The sequence below is a fragment of the Micromonospora sp. A200 genome, from assembly GCF_029893845.1.
GTDB classification, from domain to species: domain Bacteria; phylum Actinomycetota; class Actinomycetes; order Mycobacteriales; family Micromonosporaceae; genus Micromonospora; species Micromonospora purpureochromogenes.
Genome location: NZ_JARXXY010000004.1, coordinates 220,943 through 240,473 on the forward strand (window position 1 = coordinate 220,943; position 19,531 = coordinate 240,473).

The 19,531-nt window shown below is 73.7% G+C and carries 19 protein-coding genes; 6 read left to right on the forward strand and 13 right to left on the reverse strand.

The window, feature by feature from the left end:
- Positions 1-143: 143 nt before the first annotated feature.
- Together M2302_RS06255 and M2302_RS06260 are read left to right on the forward strand one after the other, a co-directional pair.
- Positions 144-656 carry a hypothetical protein gene (locus tag M2302_RS06255; RefSeq protein WP_280836980.1) on the forward strand — a complete coding sequence of 171 codons (513 nt, stop codon included), beginning with the start codon at positions 144-146 and terminating at the stop codon, positions 654-656.
- Positions 657-787: 131 nt separating this feature from the next.
- Positions 788-1,219, forward strand: coding sequence for a low temperature requirement protein A (locus M2302_RS06260; protein ID WP_280836981.1), 432 nt, complete (start codon positions 788-790; stop codon positions 1,217-1,219).
- A 206-nt stretch (positions 1,220-1,425) separates the two neighbouring features.
- Here the strand turns inward: M2302_RS06260 and M2302_RS06265 are convergent, their stop codons facing one another.
- The 9 genes from M2302_RS06265 to M2302_RS06305 form a co-directional block, all read right to left on the reverse strand.
- Complete coding sequence (locus tag M2302_RS06265) at positions 1,426-2,685, reverse strand: MFS transporter (protein WP_280836982.1); 1,260 nt, start codon at positions 2,683-2,685, stop codon at positions 1,426-1,428.
- 137 nt (positions 2,686-2,822) lie between these two features.
- Positions 2,823-3,701 carry a zinc metalloprotease HtpX gene (gene htpX, locus M2302_RS06270; protein WP_280836983.1) on the reverse strand — a complete coding sequence of 293 codons (879 nt, stop codon included), beginning with the start codon at positions 3,699-3,701 and terminating at the stop codon, positions 2,823-2,825.
- Between the two features lie 225 nt (positions 3,702-3,926).
- Complete coding sequence (locus tag M2302_RS06275) at positions 3,927-5,426, reverse strand: NADH-quinone oxidoreductase subunit N (protein ID WP_280836984.1); 1,500 nt, start codon at positions 5,424-5,426, stop codon at positions 3,927-3,929.
- 163 nt (positions 5,427-5,589) lie between these two features.
- Positions 5,590-7,092, reverse strand: coding sequence for an NADH-quinone oxidoreductase subunit M (locus M2302_RS06280; RefSeq protein ID WP_280836985.1), 1,503 nt, complete (start codon positions 7,090-7,092; stop codon positions 5,590-5,592).
- On the reverse strand, positions 7,089-9,014 hold the full coding sequence (locus tag M2302_RS06285; RefSeq protein WP_280836986.1) for an NADH-quinone oxidoreductase subunit L: 1,926 nt from the start codon (positions 9,012-9,014) through the stop codon (positions 7,089-7,091). Before M2302_RS06285 ends, M2302_RS06280 begins: the two co-directional genes overlap by 4 nt.
- Entirely contained in the window at positions 9,011-9,403 is a 393-nt protein-coding gene (gene nuoK / locus M2302_RS06290; protein WP_280836987.1) for an NADH-quinone oxidoreductase subunit NuoK, read from the reverse strand. Before nuoK ends, M2302_RS06285 begins: the two co-directional genes overlap by 4 nt.
- A complete protein-coding gene (locus M2302_RS06295; protein WP_280836988.1) occupies positions 9,400-9,921 on the reverse strand; it encodes an NADH-quinone oxidoreductase subunit J in 522 nt (173 codons plus the stop codon). The genes nuoK and M2302_RS06295 overlap by 4 nt, the downstream gene beginning before the upstream one ends.
- Positions 9,921-10,511 carry an NADH-quinone oxidoreductase subunit I gene (locus M2302_RS06300; protein WP_280836989.1) on the reverse strand — a complete coding sequence of 197 codons (591 nt, stop codon included), beginning with the start codon at positions 10,509-10,511 and terminating at the stop codon, positions 9,921-9,923. Before M2302_RS06300 ends, M2302_RS06295 begins: the two co-directional genes overlap by 1 nt.
- Before the next feature lie 490 nt (positions 10,512-11,001).
- Positions 11,002-11,409, reverse strand: a complete 408-nt coding sequence (locus M2302_RS06305; protein ID WP_280836990.1) for an ester cyclase — start codon at positions 11,407-11,409, stop codon at positions 11,002-11,004.
- 132 nt (positions 11,410-11,541) lie between these two features.
- Between M2302_RS06305 and M2302_RS06310 the strand changes: the two genes are divergently transcribed.
- Positions 11,542-12,579 carry a glutathione S-transferase C-terminal domain-containing protein gene (locus M2302_RS06310; protein WP_280836991.1) on the forward strand — a complete coding sequence of 346 codons (1,038 nt, stop codon included), beginning with the start codon at positions 11,542-11,544 and terminating at the stop codon, positions 12,577-12,579.
- A 10-nt stretch (positions 12,580-12,589) separates the two neighbouring features.
- On the opposite strand, the gene nuoH is transcribed toward M2302_RS06310, so the two are convergent.
- Entirely contained in the window at positions 12,590-13,552 is a 963-nt protein-coding gene (gene nuoH / locus M2302_RS06315; RefSeq protein WP_088960216.1) for an NADH-quinone oxidoreductase subunit NuoH, read from the reverse strand.
- Positions 13,552-14,325, reverse strand: a complete 774-nt coding sequence (locus M2302_RS06320) for an NADH-quinone oxidoreductase subunit C (protein ID WP_280836992.1) — start codon at positions 14,323-14,325, stop codon at positions 13,552-13,554. Before M2302_RS06320 ends, nuoH begins: the two co-directional genes overlap by 1 nt.
- Positions 14,326-14,431: 106 nt before the next feature.
- Between M2302_RS06320 and M2302_RS06325 the strand changes: the two genes are divergently transcribed.
- Positions 14,432-15,478 (forward strand): glucose 1-dehydrogenase, encoded by a 1,047-nt coding sequence (locus M2302_RS06325; RefSeq protein ID WP_280836993.1) that lies wholly within the window; start codon positions 14,432-14,434, stop codon positions 15,476-15,478.
- 12 nt (positions 15,479-15,490) lie between these two features.
- Here the strand turns inward: M2302_RS06325 and M2302_RS06330 are convergent, their stop codons facing one another.
- On the reverse strand, positions 15,491-16,807 hold the full coding sequence (locus M2302_RS06330) for a DUF2252 domain-containing protein (RefSeq protein ID WP_280836994.1): 1,317 nt from the start codon (positions 16,805-16,807) through the stop codon (positions 15,491-15,493).
- Between the two features lie 83 nt (positions 16,808-16,890).
- Positions 16,891-17,469: an NADH-quinone oxidoreductase subunit B gene (locus M2302_RS06335; protein ID WP_088960212.1), complete on the reverse strand. Its 579-nt coding sequence runs from the start codon at positions 17,467-17,469 to the stop codon at positions 16,891-16,893.
- 318 nt (positions 17,470-17,787) lie between these two features.
- Between M2302_RS06335 and M2302_RS06340 the strand changes: the two genes are divergently transcribed.
- Complete coding sequence (locus M2302_RS06340; RefSeq protein WP_280836995.1) at positions 17,788-18,336, forward strand: SigE family RNA polymerase sigma factor; 549 nt, start codon at positions 17,788-17,790, stop codon at positions 18,334-18,336.
- Positions 18,329-19,531: a hypothetical protein gene (locus M2302_RS06345; protein WP_280836996.1), complete on the forward strand. Its 1,203-nt coding sequence runs from the start codon at positions 18,329-18,331 to the stop codon at positions 19,529-19,531. The genes M2302_RS06340 and M2302_RS06345 overlap by 8 nt, the downstream gene beginning before the upstream one ends.

A 19,531-nucleotide genomic window follows, 5' to 3' on the forward strand; every position in this document is an offset into this window, starting at 1 on the left:
ACCGTGCGGCCTGACGACCGCCTGGACGTGAGCCCCGTCGACGGCGTGTGCAACCAACTCTGCCGCCGGCTTCGTCAGGGCGTAGTCTGCCCGCCCACGCAGACCCATGTAACACGCACCCAGGCTCGTCACGCCTACAGGAGGTGGAGTCAAGCCTCAGTGAATGGCGCGACGTGCCTGATCTTTCCGTGGTCGCGCGCGAGCGGACAGCGCTGGCAACGATTGCCGACGCGATCGCGGCAGCGTCGATCGGCAAAGGCTTCCGAGTGGCCGTGTCCTGTCCCGATACCCACCGGGCCCTGGTTGATCACCTGGCGCAGGCACTGCACGCCCGTGGCCGGATCTGCCGCTGCCTGACCGAACCGGACCTGGATGACGGCAGCGGCCTGCTGCCGGAGCGGCACGAAGAGGGTTGGCCCGTTGTCGTCATCGTGAGCGGACTCGCTATGGAGACAGACCGTGGCGTGCGGCACGTGAACATCAGCGTGACGGCCGGCATCCCCACGCACGACAGTGGCGACGTCAGCCACCAGGGAACAAGCGAACCAACCTCATCGACCGGCGGTGAACCGGACATCGTTCTTGACTATCGCGATCCACACGGACCCCTGATCCGCTACATGGCGCCCCACCTGTCGCCAGACGGCCAACGGTAGTTGCTGGCGCTCCACTCGAACCCATCCGCATGTTCACGGCGCTGTCGCTGCGCTCGCCGCGGGCGCAGGTTCCGTCTGCTCGCTTGGCTGCTTTCGCCGGACCTGACCAGCCATGGAACGTGCGATGATCGATGGGTGAGGCGGGGGACCACGTCGGCCGGGGAACTGTTGGCCGAGGCGCTCCGGACCCGACCCGCGTCGCCTTCTCGGCGACATACTCCCAGCCGATCATGGTGGCCGGCGTCGTCGTCACCTCCGTCGGCGTCGAACTCGTCATCGCCCATCCACTCGGACACCCGCAGCCGGCCTGGGTCGCCGTCATCCTCGGCGGACCCGTGCTGTTCCTGGCCGGGCGCGCCGGCTTCGAGTACGCGGTATTCAGCCGCGTGTCCCTGGATCGGCCGATCGGCGTGCTCGTGCTGGCCGCCCTGACACCGGCGATGCTGTTCGTGTCGCCGCTGCTAGCCGCCCTCGCCGCGACCGCAGTCCTGGCCGGGGTCGCCATCGCCGACGCGGCCCGCGCGAAAGGACGTCCACTCGAGCCACCGTCACCACCTGGCTAGCACCAACGCCGGGTTGTTCAGCGCGAGAAGATCAGCAACAGCACCACGGTCAGGATCGCGCTGATCAACAGGGAGCCGAGGCATCCCACCCGGTTCGAGAAGAAGAGAAACATTCCGACGCTGTACCCCGATCAGGGGAATGCAGACCGTCGCGGCCGTTCCTCGGGGGAACGGCCGCGACGCCGCTTTCCGGGCCAGGGGGCCGGTCAGACCAGGCTGGGCTGCTCGGCGCGTACCGCTGTCGTCTCGGCCCGGGCGATCGGCCCGGCGGGCATCGCGGCCACCGCGGCCCCGACGGCCACAGCGGCCCCGGCGAAGAGGAACGCCCACGGCACGCCGCCGGCGTGGTCGACGATCAGCCCGGCCACCGCGCCGCCGGCGGCGCTCGCCGCGACCGACATGGTCACCACCCAGGTGTACGCCTCGTTCAGCATGCCGGGCGGGGCGATCCGCCCGACCAGGGTGTTCTCCAGGGTGAGCGCCGGCGCGATGGTGGCGCCACCGACCACCAACGCGACACCCAGCGCCGCCGGGCCGGGCATCACCGCGAAGACGGCGAAGCTGGCGGCCACCGCGCCGAGAAGCCAGGCGAACTGGCGGGTCATGTTCGCCGACGGCTTGCGTACGCCGAACCAGAAACCCCCGGCGGCGCTGCCGACACCCCAGACGGCGAGCAGGATGCCGGCGAGGCTCTCCGGGTCGGCGGTGGGCTGGTCACCGGCGAAGGCCGGCACGATCACCCCGGCCGCGCCGAACGCGATGCCGAGGCTGGCGACGCAGACCAGCAGCGCGGGGAAGCCGCCCACCCGCAGCGGGCCCAGGCCCCTGGCGTGGTGCTCGCGCGGGTGCGGCTGCCAGCCGCGCATCACCCTCCCCAGCGCCACGGCCGCCGTGCCGACCAGGGTGACCAGGGCGGCGCCGACCAGCGCGGCAGCGGCGTCGGCGACGAGCACGAAGCCGGCCACCAGCAGCGGGCCGAGCACGAAGACGACCTCGAAGAGCGAGGTCTCGGCGGCCAGCGCGGTGTTGCGCAGGTGGTACCGCCCGGAGTTCGGGCCGGTGAGGTCGTTCCAGGCACCCCGGATCGCGGCGGTCAGCGGCGGGTAGGTCGCACCGGCGATCCCCGCGGCCAGGTAGATCAGGCCGAGGCCGCCGGCCTCAGCGCGGCTCGCCCAGAGCAGGCCGAAGAGCGCCAGCGGGTGGGCGACGGCGGTGGCCAGCAGCACCCGGGTGGGACCGATCCGGTCGGCGACCCGGCCGGCGACGGGGCTGAGCGCGGCGCCGGAGAGGGCGTAGACGCCTCCGGCGACCGCGGCGAGCGAGTATCGCCCGGTCACCTGCTCCACCACCAGCAGCAGCGCCAGTGGCGTCATGCCGATCCCGAGCCGGCCGATGATGCCGAAGACCAGCAGCATCGGCGCGCCGGGGATCCGCCAGACGCCCAGGTACTGGCGCAGTGCGGCCACGGTCGACCTCCAGAGGTGTAATGGGTGAGAGACGTTTCGACCCTAACGCCGGTCTCACCGCGAGGGAAACGGTTAGTGCCCACGGACACGACCGCGCCCGCGGCCGGCGAACCGGACGCGGGCGCGGGTGTCGTACGTCAGCGCTGGAACTGCACCGGGCCGCTGTTGGCAGCCAACTGCTCCAGCCGGGCGACCCGCTCCTCCATCCGGGGGTGGGTGGAGAAGAGCGCGGCGATGCCGCCGCCCCGCTTGAACGGGTTGTCGATCATCAGGTGGGCGGTGCTGGTCAGCTGACCCTGCGCGGGCAGCGGACGCTTCTGGGTACCCATGTGGATCTTCTTGAGGGCGCTGGCCAGGGCCAGCGGGTCCCGGGTGAGCTGGGCGCCGGAGGCGTCCGCCTGGAACTCCCGGCTCCGGCTGATCGCCAGCTGGATCACGGTGGCCGCGATCGGGCCGAGGATCAGGGTGAGCAGCAGCACGACCGGGTTCGGGGCGTCCTCGTCGTCGCCACCACCCAGCGGGATGAACCAGGCGATGTTGGCCAGCGCGGTGATGATGCCGGCCAGGCCGGCCGCCACGCTGGAGATGAGGATGTCCCGGTTGTAGACGTGCGACAGCTCGTGGCCGATCACCCCGCGCAGCTCCCGGTAGTCCAGGATCTCGGTGATCCCCTGGGTGACGCAGACCGCCGCGTGGGCCGGGTTGCGCCCGGTCGCGAACGCGTTGGGCTGCGAGGTCGGGCTGACGTACAGGCGGGGCATCTGCTGCCGCGCCTCGGTGGCCAGCTCACGGACCATCCGGTACAGCTCGGGGAATTCGGCCTCGCTGACCGGTTGCGCCCGCATCGAGCGCAGCGCCAGCTTGTCCGAGAAGAAGTAGGACACACCGTTCATCAGCAACGAGACGACGACGGCGATGACGAGGCCGCCGCTGCCGCCGAACCAGTAGCCGACCGCGAGGATCAGCGAGGTCAACAGGCCGAGCAGCGCTGCGGTCTTCAGACGGTTGTGATGCACGATCGCTCCTTCGGTGCGCGGGCCACGCGGGACCCGCTGACCGGTCCAACGTCACCGGTACCCGTCAACCATCCTGCTCATGACTGTGAGTTGGCTGGAGGTCGCTGTGGGCGCGCTGCGAGCGAGTCGAAACTGTGCGGGCGGTGGCGAAAGGGTGCCGGCGAGGTCGCGACGGGTGTGGCGGGGGCGAAGGGGGCGGCGAGGCCCGGTAGGCAGGAGAAGGGATCAGCGAGCGGCCAGGTCGAGGACGAGCTGCGGGGCGAAGCCGACCACCACGGCCAGCGCGGTGGCCAGGGCCAGCGCGGTGGTCACCGTCCAGGCCACCCGACCGCCGACAGCCGGCACCCCGCCTTCCTCGCCGGAACGGTCGTCCCGGGCGTCGCCGGCGTACAGGGTGGCGGCGAGGCGCAGGTAGTAGGCGAGCCCGATCACCGCGTTGACCGCCACCACCAGGGCCAGCCAGCCGGCGCCGCCGGTCAGCAGCGACCGGACCACGGTGACCTTGGCGAAGAGACCGGCCAGCCCCGGCGGCAGGCCGGCCAGGCCGATCAGCGCCAGCGCGAGGGCCGCCGCCACCCACGGCTGCCGGCGGGCCGCCCCACGCAGGTCGTCGACGGTGCCGCCGTCCGCGCCGGCCGGGCGCAACGCCACCAGCGCCGCGAAGGCCGCCAGCTCCAGCAGCACGAAGAAGACCGCGTACGCGACCGCGGCGGCGTACGCGTCCGCCCGGGCCTCGTCGGTGCGCCCGGCGGCCAGCGCCAACGCGCCCAGCGGGGCCAGGATGTAGCCGGCCTGAGCCACCGACGACCAGGCGAGCAGCCGGACCGTACGCCGCTGGCGCAGCGCCACCAGGTTGCCGACCGTCATGGTCAGCACGGCGAGCAGGGCGAGCGCCGGGCCGGTGACGTCGGCCGGCAGCGCGCGCTGCACCACGGCGAGCAGGGCCACCACCCCGCCGAGCTTGGAGGCGGTGGAGAGGTACGCGGCCACCGGCAGCGGCGCGCCGTCGTAGGTGGCCGGCGCCCAGGCGTGGAACGGCACCGCCGCCACCTTGAACGCCAGGCCGAGTACCACCAGCGCGACGGCGGCGGTGGCCAGCGGCAGGTCGAGCAGCTCCGGGCGGTCGTTGAGGATGGCGCCCAGCCGGTCCAGGTGCAGCCCGCCGGTGACCGCGTAGAGCAGCGCCGCGCCGAGCAGGGTCAGGGTGGTCGCGACCACGCTGACCACGAAGAAGGTGACGGCCGCCTCGGCGCTGGCCAGGCTGCCCCGGCGCAGGCCGACCAGCACGTACAGCGGCAGGGTGAGGGTCTCCAGCGCGACGATCAGGGTGATCAGGTCGCCGGCGGCGCCGAGCACCACGCCACCGGTCATCGAGCAGGCGAGCAGGAAGCAGAACTCCCCCGGCGGCGTCGGCCCGCCGCGCAGCAGCGGCCCGGAGAGCCCGAGCACCCCGAGGGTGAGCAGGGCGAAGACGACGGCGACCAGGGCCGCCCGGCCGTCCAGGACCCAGGAGCAGTCGGCGCCGACGCAGAAGGTCCGCCGGGTCTCTCCCGCGCCGACCAGCGCCGCGCCGGCGGCGGTGGCGACGGCGCCCGCGGCGGCCACGGCCACCGTCGCGCCGTGCCGGGCCACCAGCAGGTCGGCCAGGAGCACGAGTACGGCGGTGCCGGCGGCCAGGTACGCCGGCAGCAGCGCCACGTTGTCCACGCTCTGCACGAGACTCATGCCGCCCACTCCCGCCGCCCGGCCACCCGGCCGCCTCCGACCGCGACCGTCACGCCGCACGTCCGACGCTCGCCGGTCCACTTCCGCCCACGACCGCGCGGTCCCGCCGTGCCGCCCGTACCCGCCGTGCCGCCGACGAGCGCGACCGGGGCGGTCCGCGCGGTCACCGGAGCACTCCCACCAGGGCGTCTACCGGACCGGTGGCGAGGCCGAGCACCAGTGTGGGCGCCAGGCCGACCGCGAGGGCGAGCAGCACCAGGGGCGCCCAGGCGGTCAACTCGGCCCCGGCCAGCCCGGGCGCGAGCCGGCCCACCGCCGGGCTGGGTCGCCCGTGGGTGACCTGCCGCAGCAGCCGCAGGAAGTACGCGGCGGTGAGCGCCCCGCCCACCGCGGCCAGCACGGCCAGCGTGGTCCAGAGCGGCCCGCCCCGCCGGACGGCGGCGAACACGGCGAACGCCTCACCCCAGAAGCCGGCCAGCCCGGGCAGGCCGAGCGAGGCCACCGCGGCGAAGCCGAGCAGCCCGGCGAGCCGGGGCGCGGTCTCCCGCAGCCCGGAGAGTTCGGCGAGCGCGCCCGTGTGCGTACGGTCCTTGACCGCCCCGGCGAGGAAGAAGAGCAGGCCGGTGATCACCCCGTGCGCGATGTTGCCGATCAGGGCCGCCTGGATGCCGGTGGCGGTCAGCGTGGCCACCCCGAGCAGCACGAACCCCATGTGACCGACGCTGGAGTACGCGATCAGCCGCTTCAGCTCGTCCTGCGCGAGGCAGACCAGCGATCCGATCAGGATCGCCGCGACGGCCAGCACGCCGAGCACCGGGGCGGCCCAGCGGGCGCCCTCGGGGGCAACCCCGACCGCGACCCGGATCAGGCCGTACGTACCCATCTTGAGCAGCACCCCGGCGAGGATCACGCTGCCGACGGTCGGCGCCTGGGTGTGCGCGTCGGGCAGCCAGGAGTGCAGCGGCCAGAGCGGGGCCTTCACCGCGAAGGCGAGCCCCAGCAGGGTGAACGCCGCCAGCTGGGTGCCCCGGGACAGCCCGGCCCCACCGGTGAGCGCGACGATGTCGGCGGTGCCGGCGGCGGCGACCACCACGTAGACACCGACCAGCAGCAGCACCGAGCCGAGGAGCGTGTAGAGGGCGAACTTGCGCGCCGCCCGGCGGCGGTCCGCGCCGCCCCAGCCCGCAATGATCGCGTACATGGGGAGCAGGACGACCTCGAAGAACGCGAAGAAGAGCACCAGGTCGACGGCGAGGAAGGTGCCGAGGATGCCCACCTCGACCACCAGCAGCAGCGCCACCAGCGCCCGCCCGCTCCCGCCGGCCGGCACCCGCCAGAGGGTGTAGCCGCAGCAGAGCAGGGTGAGCAGGGCGGTGAGCACCACCAGCGGCCAGGAGATCCCGTCCACCCCGAGGTGGAAGCGCAGGTCCAGGCCGGGTACCCAGGGCAGGTCGAGCTGGTGCCACGGCTGCACCGCTGGCGCCGGGCCGTAGCCGAACCACCCGTGGTCGCCGAACACCAGCAGCACCGCGCCGACCAGGGTCAACGCGGCCACCGCCGTGCCGACCAGCCGGGCCACCCGCTCCCGGGGCGTCACGGCGACGAGGACCGCCCCGACCGCCGGCAGGGCCAGCACCGCGACCAACAGGAACTCTCCGAGACTCACGGCAGTCCTCCGATCAGGACGGTGGCCACCCCGATCAGCAGCGCGCCGGCCAGCACCGCCGCCGCCGCGCGGGGCAGCGCCGCCCGGTGCAGCGCGGCCAGGCCACCGCCGAGGCCGGACGCGCCCCGGCCGCTCCCCTCGACCAGGCCGTCCACCCCCACCTCGTCGCCGGTACGCGCGAGGCGGGCGAGCGCTCTCGCCGGGCGTACGACGAGGGCGTGCTGGACGTCGTCGAGCCGGAACGCCCGGGCGAAGACCGGCCGCAGCGGGCCCAGCGCGCGGGCCGGGTCAGTGGCCGGGTCCCGGCGCCAGCCGGCCCAGGCCAGCCCGGCCCCGAGCAGCAGCAACGCGGTCGGCAGCAGCAGCGCCACGCCGAGGTGGACCAGTTCGACGTCGGCTTCGACCCCGGTCGCCGGGGCGAGCACCCGGTCGGCGAACGGGGGCAGGAAGGCGGCCAGGCCGAGCAGCGCGGCCGGGACCGCGAGCAGCAGCACCGGCCAGCGCATCGCGGCCGGCGGGTCGTGCGGGCGCAGCAGCGGCATCCGGGGCTCACCGTGGAACGTGCGCAGCAGCAGCCGGGTGGCGTACCAGGCGGTGATCACGACGCCGAGCAGCCCGGCCAGCCAGACCAACCAGCCGACCCAGGCCGGCGCGGGGCCGGTGCCGTCCAGGGCGGCGGCCTCGGCGACGGCGAGCACGCCGTCCTTGCTCCAGAACCCGGACAGCGGCGGCACCCCGGCCAGCGCGCCGAGCCCGATCAGCGTGCACCAGAAGGTCACCGGCATGTCCCGGCGCAGGCCGCCCATCCGGGACATCAGTGTGCTGCCGACGGCGTGGATCACCGCACCGGCGGCGAGGAAGAGCAGCGCCTTGAAGGCGGCGTGGGTGAGCAGGTGGAACAGCGCGGCGGCCGGCGCGCCGACGGCGAGCGCCCCGGTCATGTAGCCGATCTGGGAGACCGTCGACCAGGCGAGCACCCGCTTGAGGTCGTCCTGGGCGGTGGCCGCGAGGGCACCGAGCAGCAGGGTGATCGAGGCCATCACCCCGAGCACGGCCAGCGCGGCCGGGGTCGCCTCGAACAGGGGGTAGAGCCGGGCCACCGCGTACACGCCGGCGGCGACCATGGTGGCCGCGTGGATCAGCGCGGAGATCGGGGTCGGGCCGGCCATCGCGTCCGGCAGCCAGGTGTGCAGCGGGAACTGCGCGCTCTTGCCGGCCACCCCGGCCAGCAGCAGCAGGCAGGCGGCGGTGAGGGTGCCGGTGGCGTGGTCGTGGGCGAGCACGTCGGCGATCCGGAAACTGCCCGCAGAGACGCCGAGCAGCGCGATGCCGAGCAGGAAGCCGACGTCGCCCACCCGGGTGACCAGGAACGCCTTCATCGCGGCGACCGGCGCCTCGGGCAGCCGCCGGTCGTGGGCGATCAGCAGGTAGGAGCAGAGGCCCATCACCTCCCAGCCGACCAGCAGCATGACCAGGTCACCGGCGACCACCACCAGCAGCATCGCGGCGGTGAAGAGGCTGATCTGGGCCGCGTACGGCGGGTAGCGGTGGTCGACCTCGACGTCGTCGTGCGGGCCCCGCTTCAGGTAGGCGGTGGAGTAGACCTGCACGGCCAGCGCGACCGCCGCGACGGCCACCGCGACCAGGGCGGCGGTGCCGTCCAGCCGGACCCCGAGGGTGACCCGCAGCCCGCCCAGGTCGATCCAGGTCGCGGAGGTCTCGACCGGGTCGCCGACCCGGGCCAGCAGGACCAGCGCGATCAGCAGCGCCCCGGCCGCGCCGGCCACCCCGAGGCCGATCGCGACCCGCCGGGCCCGGTCCTCCCCGGTGGCCGCGCCGCGCGGCGACGGTGGCAGCAGCAGCCCGATCAGGCCGGCCACCAGGGGTACGGCCGGCAGCGCGGCCCCGAGCAGCCCGGTCACCGGTCCCCCTCCGGCCGGTCGGCGTGCCCGCCCGACGGGACGCCGGCTCCCGCAGCGAGCCGCTCGGCCGGCACGAGCGCCGGAGCCTCGGTCAGCGGTACCTCGTCCACGGCGACGCTGGCCCGCAGCCGGTAGAGCTGGAGCACGATCGCCAGGCCCACGCCGATCTCGGCGGCGGCCAGCACGATCACGAAGAGCGCGAAGACCTGCCCGCCGTGCGGCAGGGCGGCCTTCGCCGTGGTGTCGGCGGTGACCAGGATCAGGTTGACGGCGTTGAGCATCAGCTCGACCGCCATCAGCACCAGCACCGCGTTGCGGCGGCGCAGCACGCCGTAGACGCCGAGGCCGAACAGCAGCGCGGCGGTGACGTACGGGATGACGGGTCTCACCGGCGGCCGCCCTCGTCGGGGCGGCGGCCGATGTCGGGGCGGGAGAGCACGATCGCGCCCACCAGGGCGGCGAGCAGCAGCACCGAGAGCACCTCGAACGGCAGCACCCAGGAGCGGAAGACCTGCTCACCCAGGCGCTCGGCGGTGCCCGCCGCCGGCAGCTCGACCCGGGTCCAGCGGAACGCGTCGACCAGCAGCACGGCCAGCCCCAGCCCGCTGCCCGCGCCGATCAGCGCGGCCGGCCAGCCGGGGCGGTCCAGGTCGTCGGAGGCGCCGATCGGGGCGCGGGTCAGCATCACCGCGAACAGCAGCAGCACCACCACCGCGCCCACGTAGATCAGCACCTGCACCCAGGCCACCAGCTCGGCGGTGAGCACCAGGTAGTCACCGGCCAGGGCGCCGAGGCAGACCACCAGGTAGAGGCCGGCCCGCACCAGGTGCTTGGTGCTCACCACGAGCACGCCCGCCCCGACCGCCACCGCGCCGAGGGCGAGCAGCAGCACGTCCGCACCGGTCATCAGGGCGTACCCCCGTCGGCGGCGGGACCGGACTCGGGGCGTACCACGGTGGGGCGGGCGGCGGAGCTGGTCGGGGCCGCGGCCTTGCGCGCGGCGGTGGCCTCCTCCTTGGCCGGCTCACCGTTGTGGTCGTGCGCGGGCGGCGGCGGGACCGTCCCCATCCACTGGCCGAGGTGGTCCTTGTCGTGCAGCAGGTCCTTGATGTCGTACTCGGCGTACTCGAACTCGGGTGACCAGTAGAGCGCGTCGAACGGGCAGACCTCGACACAGATCCCGCAGTACATGCAGAGCGAGAAGTCGATGTCGAACTTGTCGAGCACGTTGCGCTGGCGGGGGCGGGCGGCCCCGGCCACCACCACCTCCTCCTTGTGGGAGTCGATGTAGATGCACCAGTCGGGGCACTCCCGGGCGCAGAGCATGCAGACCGTGCAGTTCTCCGCCAGCAACGCGATCACGCCCCGGGATCGGGGCGGCAGCTCGGGGGCGACGTCCGGGTACTGCTGGGTGGTCGACCGGCTGGTCATCGTCTTCAGCGTGACCGCCAGCCCCTTCACCAGCCCTTCGCCGGGAATGCCGCTGCGCTCGCTCATGACGCTCATCCTGCCCTGTGCCCCCGGCGCGCGCGAGCGCCACCCGGCTGTGATCGCGATCCGGGACTCCGCGCGGGAAGTCTCCGACGTTGTTGATCATCTATGCTGCTCCGCCTGGTGCCGGGCAGCACGTGCCTGGCCGTCCCGGTCGCGAGCCGGGAAGGCCCGTCGAAGCCGGGCTGAGACCCGGCGCGTCCGCGGCCCGTGCCGGCGTCCCCCGCGAAGGGCGCCGGCGCGGGCCGCGGGCCGTTGCGGGTCGCCCCCGCGGCGGTCGTGGCGTTCCGACCTCCGCACGCGCCGCTTGCCGGTCTCCGCTCGGTTGGCGGCGATGCCGGGTGGTCGGACACCGACCGTGACACCGGCCGGGGGGCGGATGTGCTCGTGAGCGATATGCCTGAGAGGCATATTTATGCCGCTCAGGCATATCGCTGGTCAGGATGTTGTGCCCGACGGCCGCGAGTTGCCCCCTGCACCGGGCCGGACCGGCGGGTCAGGCCGGCGGCAGGACCTCCACGCCGAGCTGCTGGAGGAGCTGGAACAGCTCGTTGACGCTCCACACGTCGACGATCCGGCCGTCGCCGTCGAAGCGCAGGAAGGTCGCCCCCGAGTAGCTGACCACCTGCCCGGTCGGCGGCACCGGGCCGAACTGCCCGGCCTGGGTGCCGGCCGCCCGCCAGCGCACCGCCACCCGGTCGCCGGCAGCCACCACGTCCACGATCTTGTAGCGCAGGTCGGGGAAGGCCGCCCGGCGGTCCCGGTGCCAGGCCAGCGTCGCCTCCGGTCCGACCCCGCCGAGCCCCGGGCACTCCGCCCCGATCAGCTCGTACGCGGACTCCTCGCGCCCGCCGTTCCACACGTCGGCGACGAACCGCCGCGCCAGCGCCTCCCGATCGATCATCCGGGCAGCCTAGCCGGGGCCGCGCCGGGCGAAATGCGGTCGGGCGACCGCGGAGACGGACGGTCACCGGACCCGGGCGCGCGAGATCGGCAAAGATGGAGGGGACGCGACGAACGGACTCCAGGGGGCGAAGTGGGCGAGGCGGCAGGCGAGACGACCGGCGGCAAGTACGTCGAGCCGGGCGGTGAGTTCACCCGCGACCAGCGCTACATCGCCACGCGGATCACCGCCGACGGGCGGGACGGCTACCCGGTCGAGCCGGGGCGGTACCGGCTCGCGGTCAGCCGCGCCTGCCCCTGGGCGAACCGGCTGATCATCGTGCGGCGGCTGCTCGGGCTTGAGGACGCCATCTCGATGGCGGTGGCCGGGCCGACCCACGACGCCCGGAGCTGGACGTTCGACCTGGACCCGGGCGGGCGGGACCCGGTGCTCGGCATCGAGCGGCTCCAGGAGGCGTACTTCGCCCGCTTCCCCGGCTACGAGCGGGGCATCACCGTGCCGGCGATCGTGGACGTGCCGACCGGGCAGGTGGTCACCAACAACTTCGGGCAGATGAGCCTGGACCTGTCCACCGAGTGGACGGCGTACCACCGCGAGGGCGCGCCGCAGCTCTACCCGGAACGGCTGCGCGACGAGATCGACGAGGTGAGCGCGGCGCTGTTCCGGGACGTCAACAACGGCGTGTACCGGTGCGGCTTCGCCGGCAGCCAGGAGGCGTACGAGAAGGCGTACCACCAGCTCTTCGACCGGCTGGACTGGCTGACCGAGCGGCTGGCGGGCCAGCGCTACCTGGTCGGCGAGACCATCACCGAGGCGGACGTGCGGCTGTTCACCACCCTGACCCGCTTCGACCCGGTCTACCACGGCCACTTCAAGTGCAACCGCAGCAAGCTGACCGAGATGCCGGTGCTGTGGGCGTACGCGCGGGACCTGTTCCAGACCCCCGGCTTCGGCGACACGGTCGACTTCGACCACATCAAGCGGCACTACTACGAGGTGCACCGGGACATCAACCCGACCGGCGTGACGCCGCTCGGCCCCGACCTGTCCAACTGGCTCACCCCGCACGGCCGGGAGGAACTCGGCGGGCGGCCCTTCGGCGACGGCACCGCGCCGCCACCCCCGCCGGCCGACGAGCGGGTCGACCCCGCCCACACCCCGCTGCGCTGAGCGCGGGCCGCTACAGCGCGACGCGCACGGCGGCGGTGAGGACCAGCTGGGCCAGGGAGAGCGGCACCAGCACCAGCCAGCAGAGGCGTTGCAGCTGGTCCTCCCGCAGCCGCGGGTACGAGACCCGGAGCCAGATGATCACGAAGGAGACCGCGAAGACCTTCAGCAGCGTCCAGAGCCAGCCGAGCTGACCGTCGGCGAACGGGCCCTGCCAGCCGCCGAGGAAGAGCACCGTGGTCAGCGCGGCGATCACCACGATGCCGACGTACTCGGCGAGCAGGAAGAAGGCGAAGCGCAGGCCGGTGTACTCGGTCATGTAGCCGAAGACCAGCTCGGAGTCGGCGATCGGCATGTCGAACGGGGGTCGCCGGATCTCGGCCAGCCCGGCGACGAAGAAGACGAACATCGCGGGCGCCTGCCAGAGCAGCCACCAGGGCTGCCACGCCTCGACGATGCCGGAGAGGCTGAGCGTGCCCGCCGCCATCGCCACCGAGGCGGCGGAGAGCACCAGCGGCAGCTCGTAGCCGAGCAGCTGGGCCGCCCCGCGCAGGCCGCCGAGCAGGCTGTACTTGTTGGCCGAGGCCCAGGCCGACATCAGCACCGCGACCACGCCGACGCCGACCACGGCGAGGACGAAGAAGAGGCCGATGTCCAGCGGCTGCCCGACCAGGTCGTCCGGGCCGAGCGGGATGACCAGCAGGACCAGCAGGTAGGGCACCAGGGCCACCACCGGGGCGAGCCGGAACACCGCCCGGTCCGCCTCGCGCGGGGTGACGTCCTCCTTCTGCACGAACTTCACCCCGTCGGCGACCAGCTGCGCCCAGCCGTGGAAGCCGCCCGCGTACATCGGGCCGAGCCGGCCCTGCATGTGCGCCATCACCTTGTGTTCGGCCTGGCCGACCACCAGCGGCAGGGTGAGGAAGGCGACCAGCACGCCACCGACCCGGATCACCAGCTCCAACCAGGTGGGCATCAGGCCGTACCTTCCTCGTCGCGCGGCGCCGGGCGGTCGCCGGTCGGGGGCTCGCCGGCCGCCGCCGGGCCGTCGCCGGTCGCCCCGGCGCCTTGGGTACGCGCGCCCGGAGCCGGCCGGGCGGGCCGTTCCCGGACCGGGCGGGCGGGAGTGCCACCGCGCGGCCCCTCGCCCACTCCGGCGGCCCCGGCGGGCGTCGGCGTGGTGCCCCACTCCCCCGGCGCGGGTACGCCCGGCGGCCGGATCGGCCGGCGACCGCCGCCGGCCTCCGACTCGCCCGGCTCCTTCGCCCCCGGCCAGGGCTTGGCCACCCGGGAGGCGAGCACGAACTCCTTGCGCAGCGGATGCCCTTCGAACTCCGGCGGCAGCAGCAGCGGGGCCAGCCCGGGGTGACCGGCGAAGTCGATGCCGAACATCTCGTGGGTCTCCCGCTCGTGCCAGGCGGCGCCCGGCCAGAGGTCGACCACCGAGGCCACCGTCGGCGACTCGCGGGGCACCCGGGTGCGCAGCAGCACGCCGTGCCGGTGGGTGGTCGACCAGAGGTGGACCACCACGTCGAACCCGTCGGCCAGCTCGTCGACCGCCGAGAGCCAGTCGAAGAAGTCGCAGGCCAGCTCGGCGTCGTCGCGCGCCGCGCGCAGCGCGTCGGTCCAGCTCGCAAGGGGTACGTCGATGGTGGCGCGGGCGTGGGACTGACCGCCGGAGACCGACGCGGTGGCCTCGACCGGCGCGAGCAGCGCGACCACCCGCTGGCCGACCTCTTCCGGAGTCATGCCGCTGATCCTAGGGCCGCCGGCGCCCGGCCGTGTCGGGCCGTCCGGGCGGGCATCTCACCGCTTTACCCGGCGGGTCGACGCCGGAGGGGGAAAGATGGTCACCGTGCGCGCTGTCACTGTGACTCCCGGAGTACCCGAATCGGTGCGACTCGTGGACGACTGGCCCGAGCCGGCGCCCGAGGAGGGCGCCATCCTGGTCGAGGCGATGGCGGTCGGCATCTGCGGCACCGACCTGGAGATCGTCGCGGGCGAGTACGGCGAGGCCCCACCCGGCCAGGAGCGGCTGGTGCTCGGGCACGAGGCGCTGGGCCGGGTGCTGGAGGACCCGACGGGCACCCTGAACCCGGGCGACCTGGTGGCGGGCGTGGTCCGCCGCCCCGACCCGGTGCCCTGCCCGAACTGCGCCGTCGACGAGTGGGACATGTGCCGCAACGGGAAGTACACCGAGCACGGGATCAAGGGGCTGCCCGGCTTTGCGCGGGACAGGTGGCGGATCCAACCGAAGTTCGCCGTCGGCCTCGACCCGGCTCTCGCCCCGGTCGGGATGCTGCTGGAACCGACCAGCGTGGTGGCGAAGGCCTGGGACCACATCGAGCGGATCGGTGCCCGCGCCGAGTGGAAGCCGCAGACCGCGCTGATCACCGGCGCCGGGCCGATCGGCCTGCTAGCCGCGATGCTGGCCACCCAGCGCGGCCTGGCGGTGCACGTCCTCGACCGGAACACCACCGGCCCGAAGCCGGAGCTGGCCCGAGCGCTCGGCACGACGTACCACACCGTGCCGGTGGCCGAGCTGGACTTCGAACCGGACGTGGTGGTCGAGTGCACCGGCGCACCGCCGGTGCTGCTGGACGCGATGCGCAAGGCCGGGCCGATCGGCATCGTCTGCCTGACCGGCGTCTCCAGCGGCGGCCGGAGCATCGACTTCGACGCGGGCGCGCTCAACCGGGACCTGGTGCTGGAGAACAACGTCGTCTTCGGTTCGGTCAACGCCAACCGGCGGCACTGGGAGCTGGCCGCCGAGGCGCTCGCCCGGGCCGACCGGTCCTGGCTGGAATCGCTGATCACCCGCCGGGTGCCGGTCTCGGCGTACGCCGAGGCGTACACCCACGCCGGCGGCGACATCAAGACGGTGCTCGACTTCACCGCCTGAGCGGCGGACGCCTCAGATGCCGGGCAGGCGGCCGTTGCGGAACAGGTCCACGAAGAGCTGGTGGTCCTCCCGGGTCCGGACGCCGTACGCGTGCGCGAAGTCGACGAGGTGGGCGACGAAACCGGCCTCGTCGGCGTCGACCGCCGCCACGATCGACTCCTCGGTGGAGTAGTCCACCAGGTCGTGGCTGGACTCGTCGTCGGCGACCGAGTGCATCCGGGCCACCGCCCGGCCCAGGTCACTGAGCACCCCGGCCAGCTCGTCCGGCTCGTTGACGTCCGCCCAGTCCAGGTCGGCGGCGTACGGGGAGACCTCGGCGACGAGCTGGCCGGTCCTGTCCAGCTCGGTGAAGCCCAGCCACGGGTCGGCGTGCGCCTGCAGTGCCCGCTGCGACTCGGCCGTACGGTGGCCCTGGTGCCGGAAGTAGCCGCGGACCCGCTCGTCCTCGATGTGCCGGGCCACCGCGGGCACCTGCGCCTGCTTCATGTAGATCACGACGTCGTTCTCCAGCGCCTGGGTGTGCCCCTCCAGCAGCAGGTTGTACGACGGCAGCCCGGCCGAGCCGATGCCCACGCCCTTGCGCAGCACCACGTCCTTGATGTTCGCCGCCACCGGGCGCAACCGGCGGGCGGACTCCGGCCGGGTGCCCAGGTACGCCTCGTAGGCGGCGCAGACCTTCTCCCGGGTCTCGCCGTCGATCTCGAAGACGCCGTCGCCCAGGGAGAACCGGCGGTCGTAGTTGTCGATGGTGGTCTGCGTGGCGAGCAGGTCCACCCGGGTGTTGAGCCGGGCCTGCTGGAGCACCCGACGCAGCACGCCGTCGGCGTTGTCCAGCGTGATCGAGCCGATCGCGTCGTCCCCGCCGGCCGCGATGGCCCGCAGCTCGGTCAGGTACGACCGCGCGAACCGGGCGACCAGCTCACTGATCACCTGGTCCGACAGGGCCTTGGCGTAGCAGAGCAGGGCGACGCTGGCCGCCAGGCGCTTGAGGTCCCAGGAGAACGGCCCGACGTACGCCTCGTCGAAGTCGTTGACGTTGAACACCAACTGCCCGGAGCCGTTCATGTAGGTGCCGAAGTTCTCCGCGTGCAGGTCGCCGTGGATCCACACCCGGCTGGTCCGCTCGTCGAGGAACGCCTCGTCGGCGAAGTCGCCCCGCTGGTCGGCGTAGAACAGGGACGCGCTGCCCCGGTAGAAGGCGAACGGGGAGGCGGCCATCTTGCGGAACTTGCGGCGGAAGGCCGCCGGGTCGAGTGCCATCGACGCACCGAACTCCTCGGTGAGCACGTCGACGATGAAGGCGGAACGCTGCTCCGCGGACTGGGTCATGGACGGCAGGCTAACCCCCGGCCGCCAGCCGGGGCGCTATCCGGTCGGTCCGGAAAGCGCCGCCGGTCAGGCCCGGTGGCGGCTCAGGACGCCGGCGGGCGTACCGGCGGGGAGGTGAGCGAGCTGACCGAGCGGGGTGGGGAGTCCGGGCGCGGCGCGGCGTCGGCCGGCGAGGCGAGCGCGTCGGGGCGGGCCACGCCGCCGATCCCGGACTGCTCGGCGGCGATCTTCTCCTGAAGACGGAGGATGCCGTGCAGCAGCGCCTCCGGCCGCGGCGGACAGCCGGGCACGTAGACGTCGACCGGGATGAGCTGGTCGACGCCCTTGGTCACCGAGTACGAGTCCCAGTACGGGCCGCCGCAGTTGGAGCAGGCGCCGAACGAGATCACGTACTTCGGCTCGGGCATCTGGTCGTAGAGGCGCTTGATCGCCGGGGCCATCTTGTCGGTGACCGTGCCGGAGACCACCATCAGGTCGGCCTGCCGGGGGCCGTGGGCGAACGGGATCACGCCCAGCCGGATGAAGTCGTGCCGCCCCATGCTCGTGGCGATGAACTCGATCGCGCAGCAGGCCAGGCCGAAGTTGAAGACCCAGAGCGAGTAGCGGCGGCCCCAGTTCAGCACGAACCGGATCGGCTCGCCGAGCACTCCCGGCAGCTGCACGACCGCCCCCCTTCCTGTCTCCCACCGGACAGTCAACCACAGCGCCCGGGCTGCAACCGGAACGGCCGTCGCGGGCTTCTACCAGTGTGATGACGCGGATGAACCCACCCGCGCCGCGGCAAAGGGCGCGGCGGACAGCTGGCGCGCCATGAGCCACCGCCGGCCGGGCACGGGGGTCTCGGCCGGCGGTGCCCGTCCGGGTCCGGTCGTCCCGGCCCCGACCGCCCTCCCCCGTCGAACGACGACAACCGGCCGGTGCCGGTACCGGAGTGACCGGTGCCGGCGGGTACGGACCCACGGCCGCCACGGGGAGGACGAGTGACTGTGACGAGAGACGTGCGGGTCGCCGAGCCACCGCCGGGCCCGGCTCCCGAGCCGCCCGAGCTGATCTTCGACGACTTCTACCACGCACACTTCCGGGGGCTGGTCGTCCAGCTCACCGCGTACACCGGTGACCTCGGCCAGGCGCAGGACCTGGTCCAGGAGGCCTTCTGCCGGGCGTACGTCCGCTGGGACCGGGTGGCCGGCTACGAGGACCCGCTCGCCTGGGTACGCAAGGTCGCCTGGAACCTGGGCCACCACCGCTGGCGGCGGCTGCGTACCGCCGAACTGTTCCTGCGCCGGCAGCGGGAGACGCACGTGGCCGGGCCCACGCCGGACCGGGTGGCGCTCGACCAGGCCCTGGCGCAGTTGCCGCCCAAGCAGCGCCGCGCCGTGGTGCTGCACTACCTCGCCGACCTGACGGTCGCCGAGATCGCCGCTCAGGAGCAGGTCGCCGAGGGCACGGTCAAGTCCTGGCTGCACCGGGGCCGGGCGGCGCTCGCCACCCACCTGCGCGAGACCACCGAGGAGGTGCGGGATGCCTGAGCAGGAGGTTCTCGCCACGGAGTTCGCCCGCTACCGCCAGGCGGTGATGACCGAGATCGAGGTGCCGGGACCGGCCGCCGTGCGGCGGGCCGTACGCCGGCGGCGGCGCAGCCACCTCGCCGCCGGGGCGACGGCCGCCCTGACCCTGCTGGCCGGGCCGGTCGTCGGGTACGCGGCGCTGGACCGCCCGGCCCCCGGCCCGACCCCGGTCGAGCCGACGCCGAGCGCCACCGCGAGCCCGTCGCCGACGCCGAGCGGCTCCGGCAGCCCGACCCCGTCCTCGGCGACGACCAGCACGAGCCCGACCGGGGCACCGGACGGCCGGATCAGCCGGGCCCAGCTCCTGGCCGGCCCGATCACGCTGCCCACCTGGCACGTCGACGCCGGTTGCCCGAACGGCCGGGTCCGGTTGACCGGCGAAGCCGGGTGGGAGACGAACACCCTGCTCGCGCTCGACACCGGTGACATCGACGGCGACGGGGCGGCCGAAACCGTGGCGCTGGTGCAGTGCGTGCGGGGCACCGGCGGCCCGCAGCAGGTGGTGGCCTTCGACCGGGACCGGTCCGGACGGATCGTCACCGTCGGCCAGGTGACGAGGACCAGGCGGGAGCGACCGCAGTGGCTGTACGCGCTCGACGTCCGCGACGACGGCGCGGTGCGCGTGCAGGTCGGCGACATCGCGCCCGGCGGCGGCTGGCCCAGTGACTGGTCGCAGCGGCAGTGGCGCGGTTACCGCTGGGACGGCCGCTCGTTCGGCCAGGTCTCCGGACCGACCGCCTTCGCCCCGAACCCGCACGAGGCGAACCTCGTCCTCACCGCCACCGATCTGCTGCTCGCCACTGCTCCGGATGGCTCACACACGGGCACGGTGACGGTGCGGATCCGCAACGCGGGCACCGGCCCGGCCGCCTACGTGGCGCTCCGGCTCGGCCTGCCGTCGGCGCTGCGCCCGGACGGCGACGGCTGGGCCCCCTGCCGCAACACCCCGGCGACGACCAGCCAGCCGGTCGCCTGCGACCTCGGCAGGCTCGACGCCGGTGCGGAGTTCCGGCTCACCCTGGGCCTGCGGGCGGCGGCGGGGGTGACCGTGGGCCGGGGAACTGCCGACGTGGACGCCCGCCCGATGGACGCCCGGTCCACCGTCGTCGAGGAGGTCTACGAAGCCGACAATGTCGTCCGGATCGACTACCGGTGA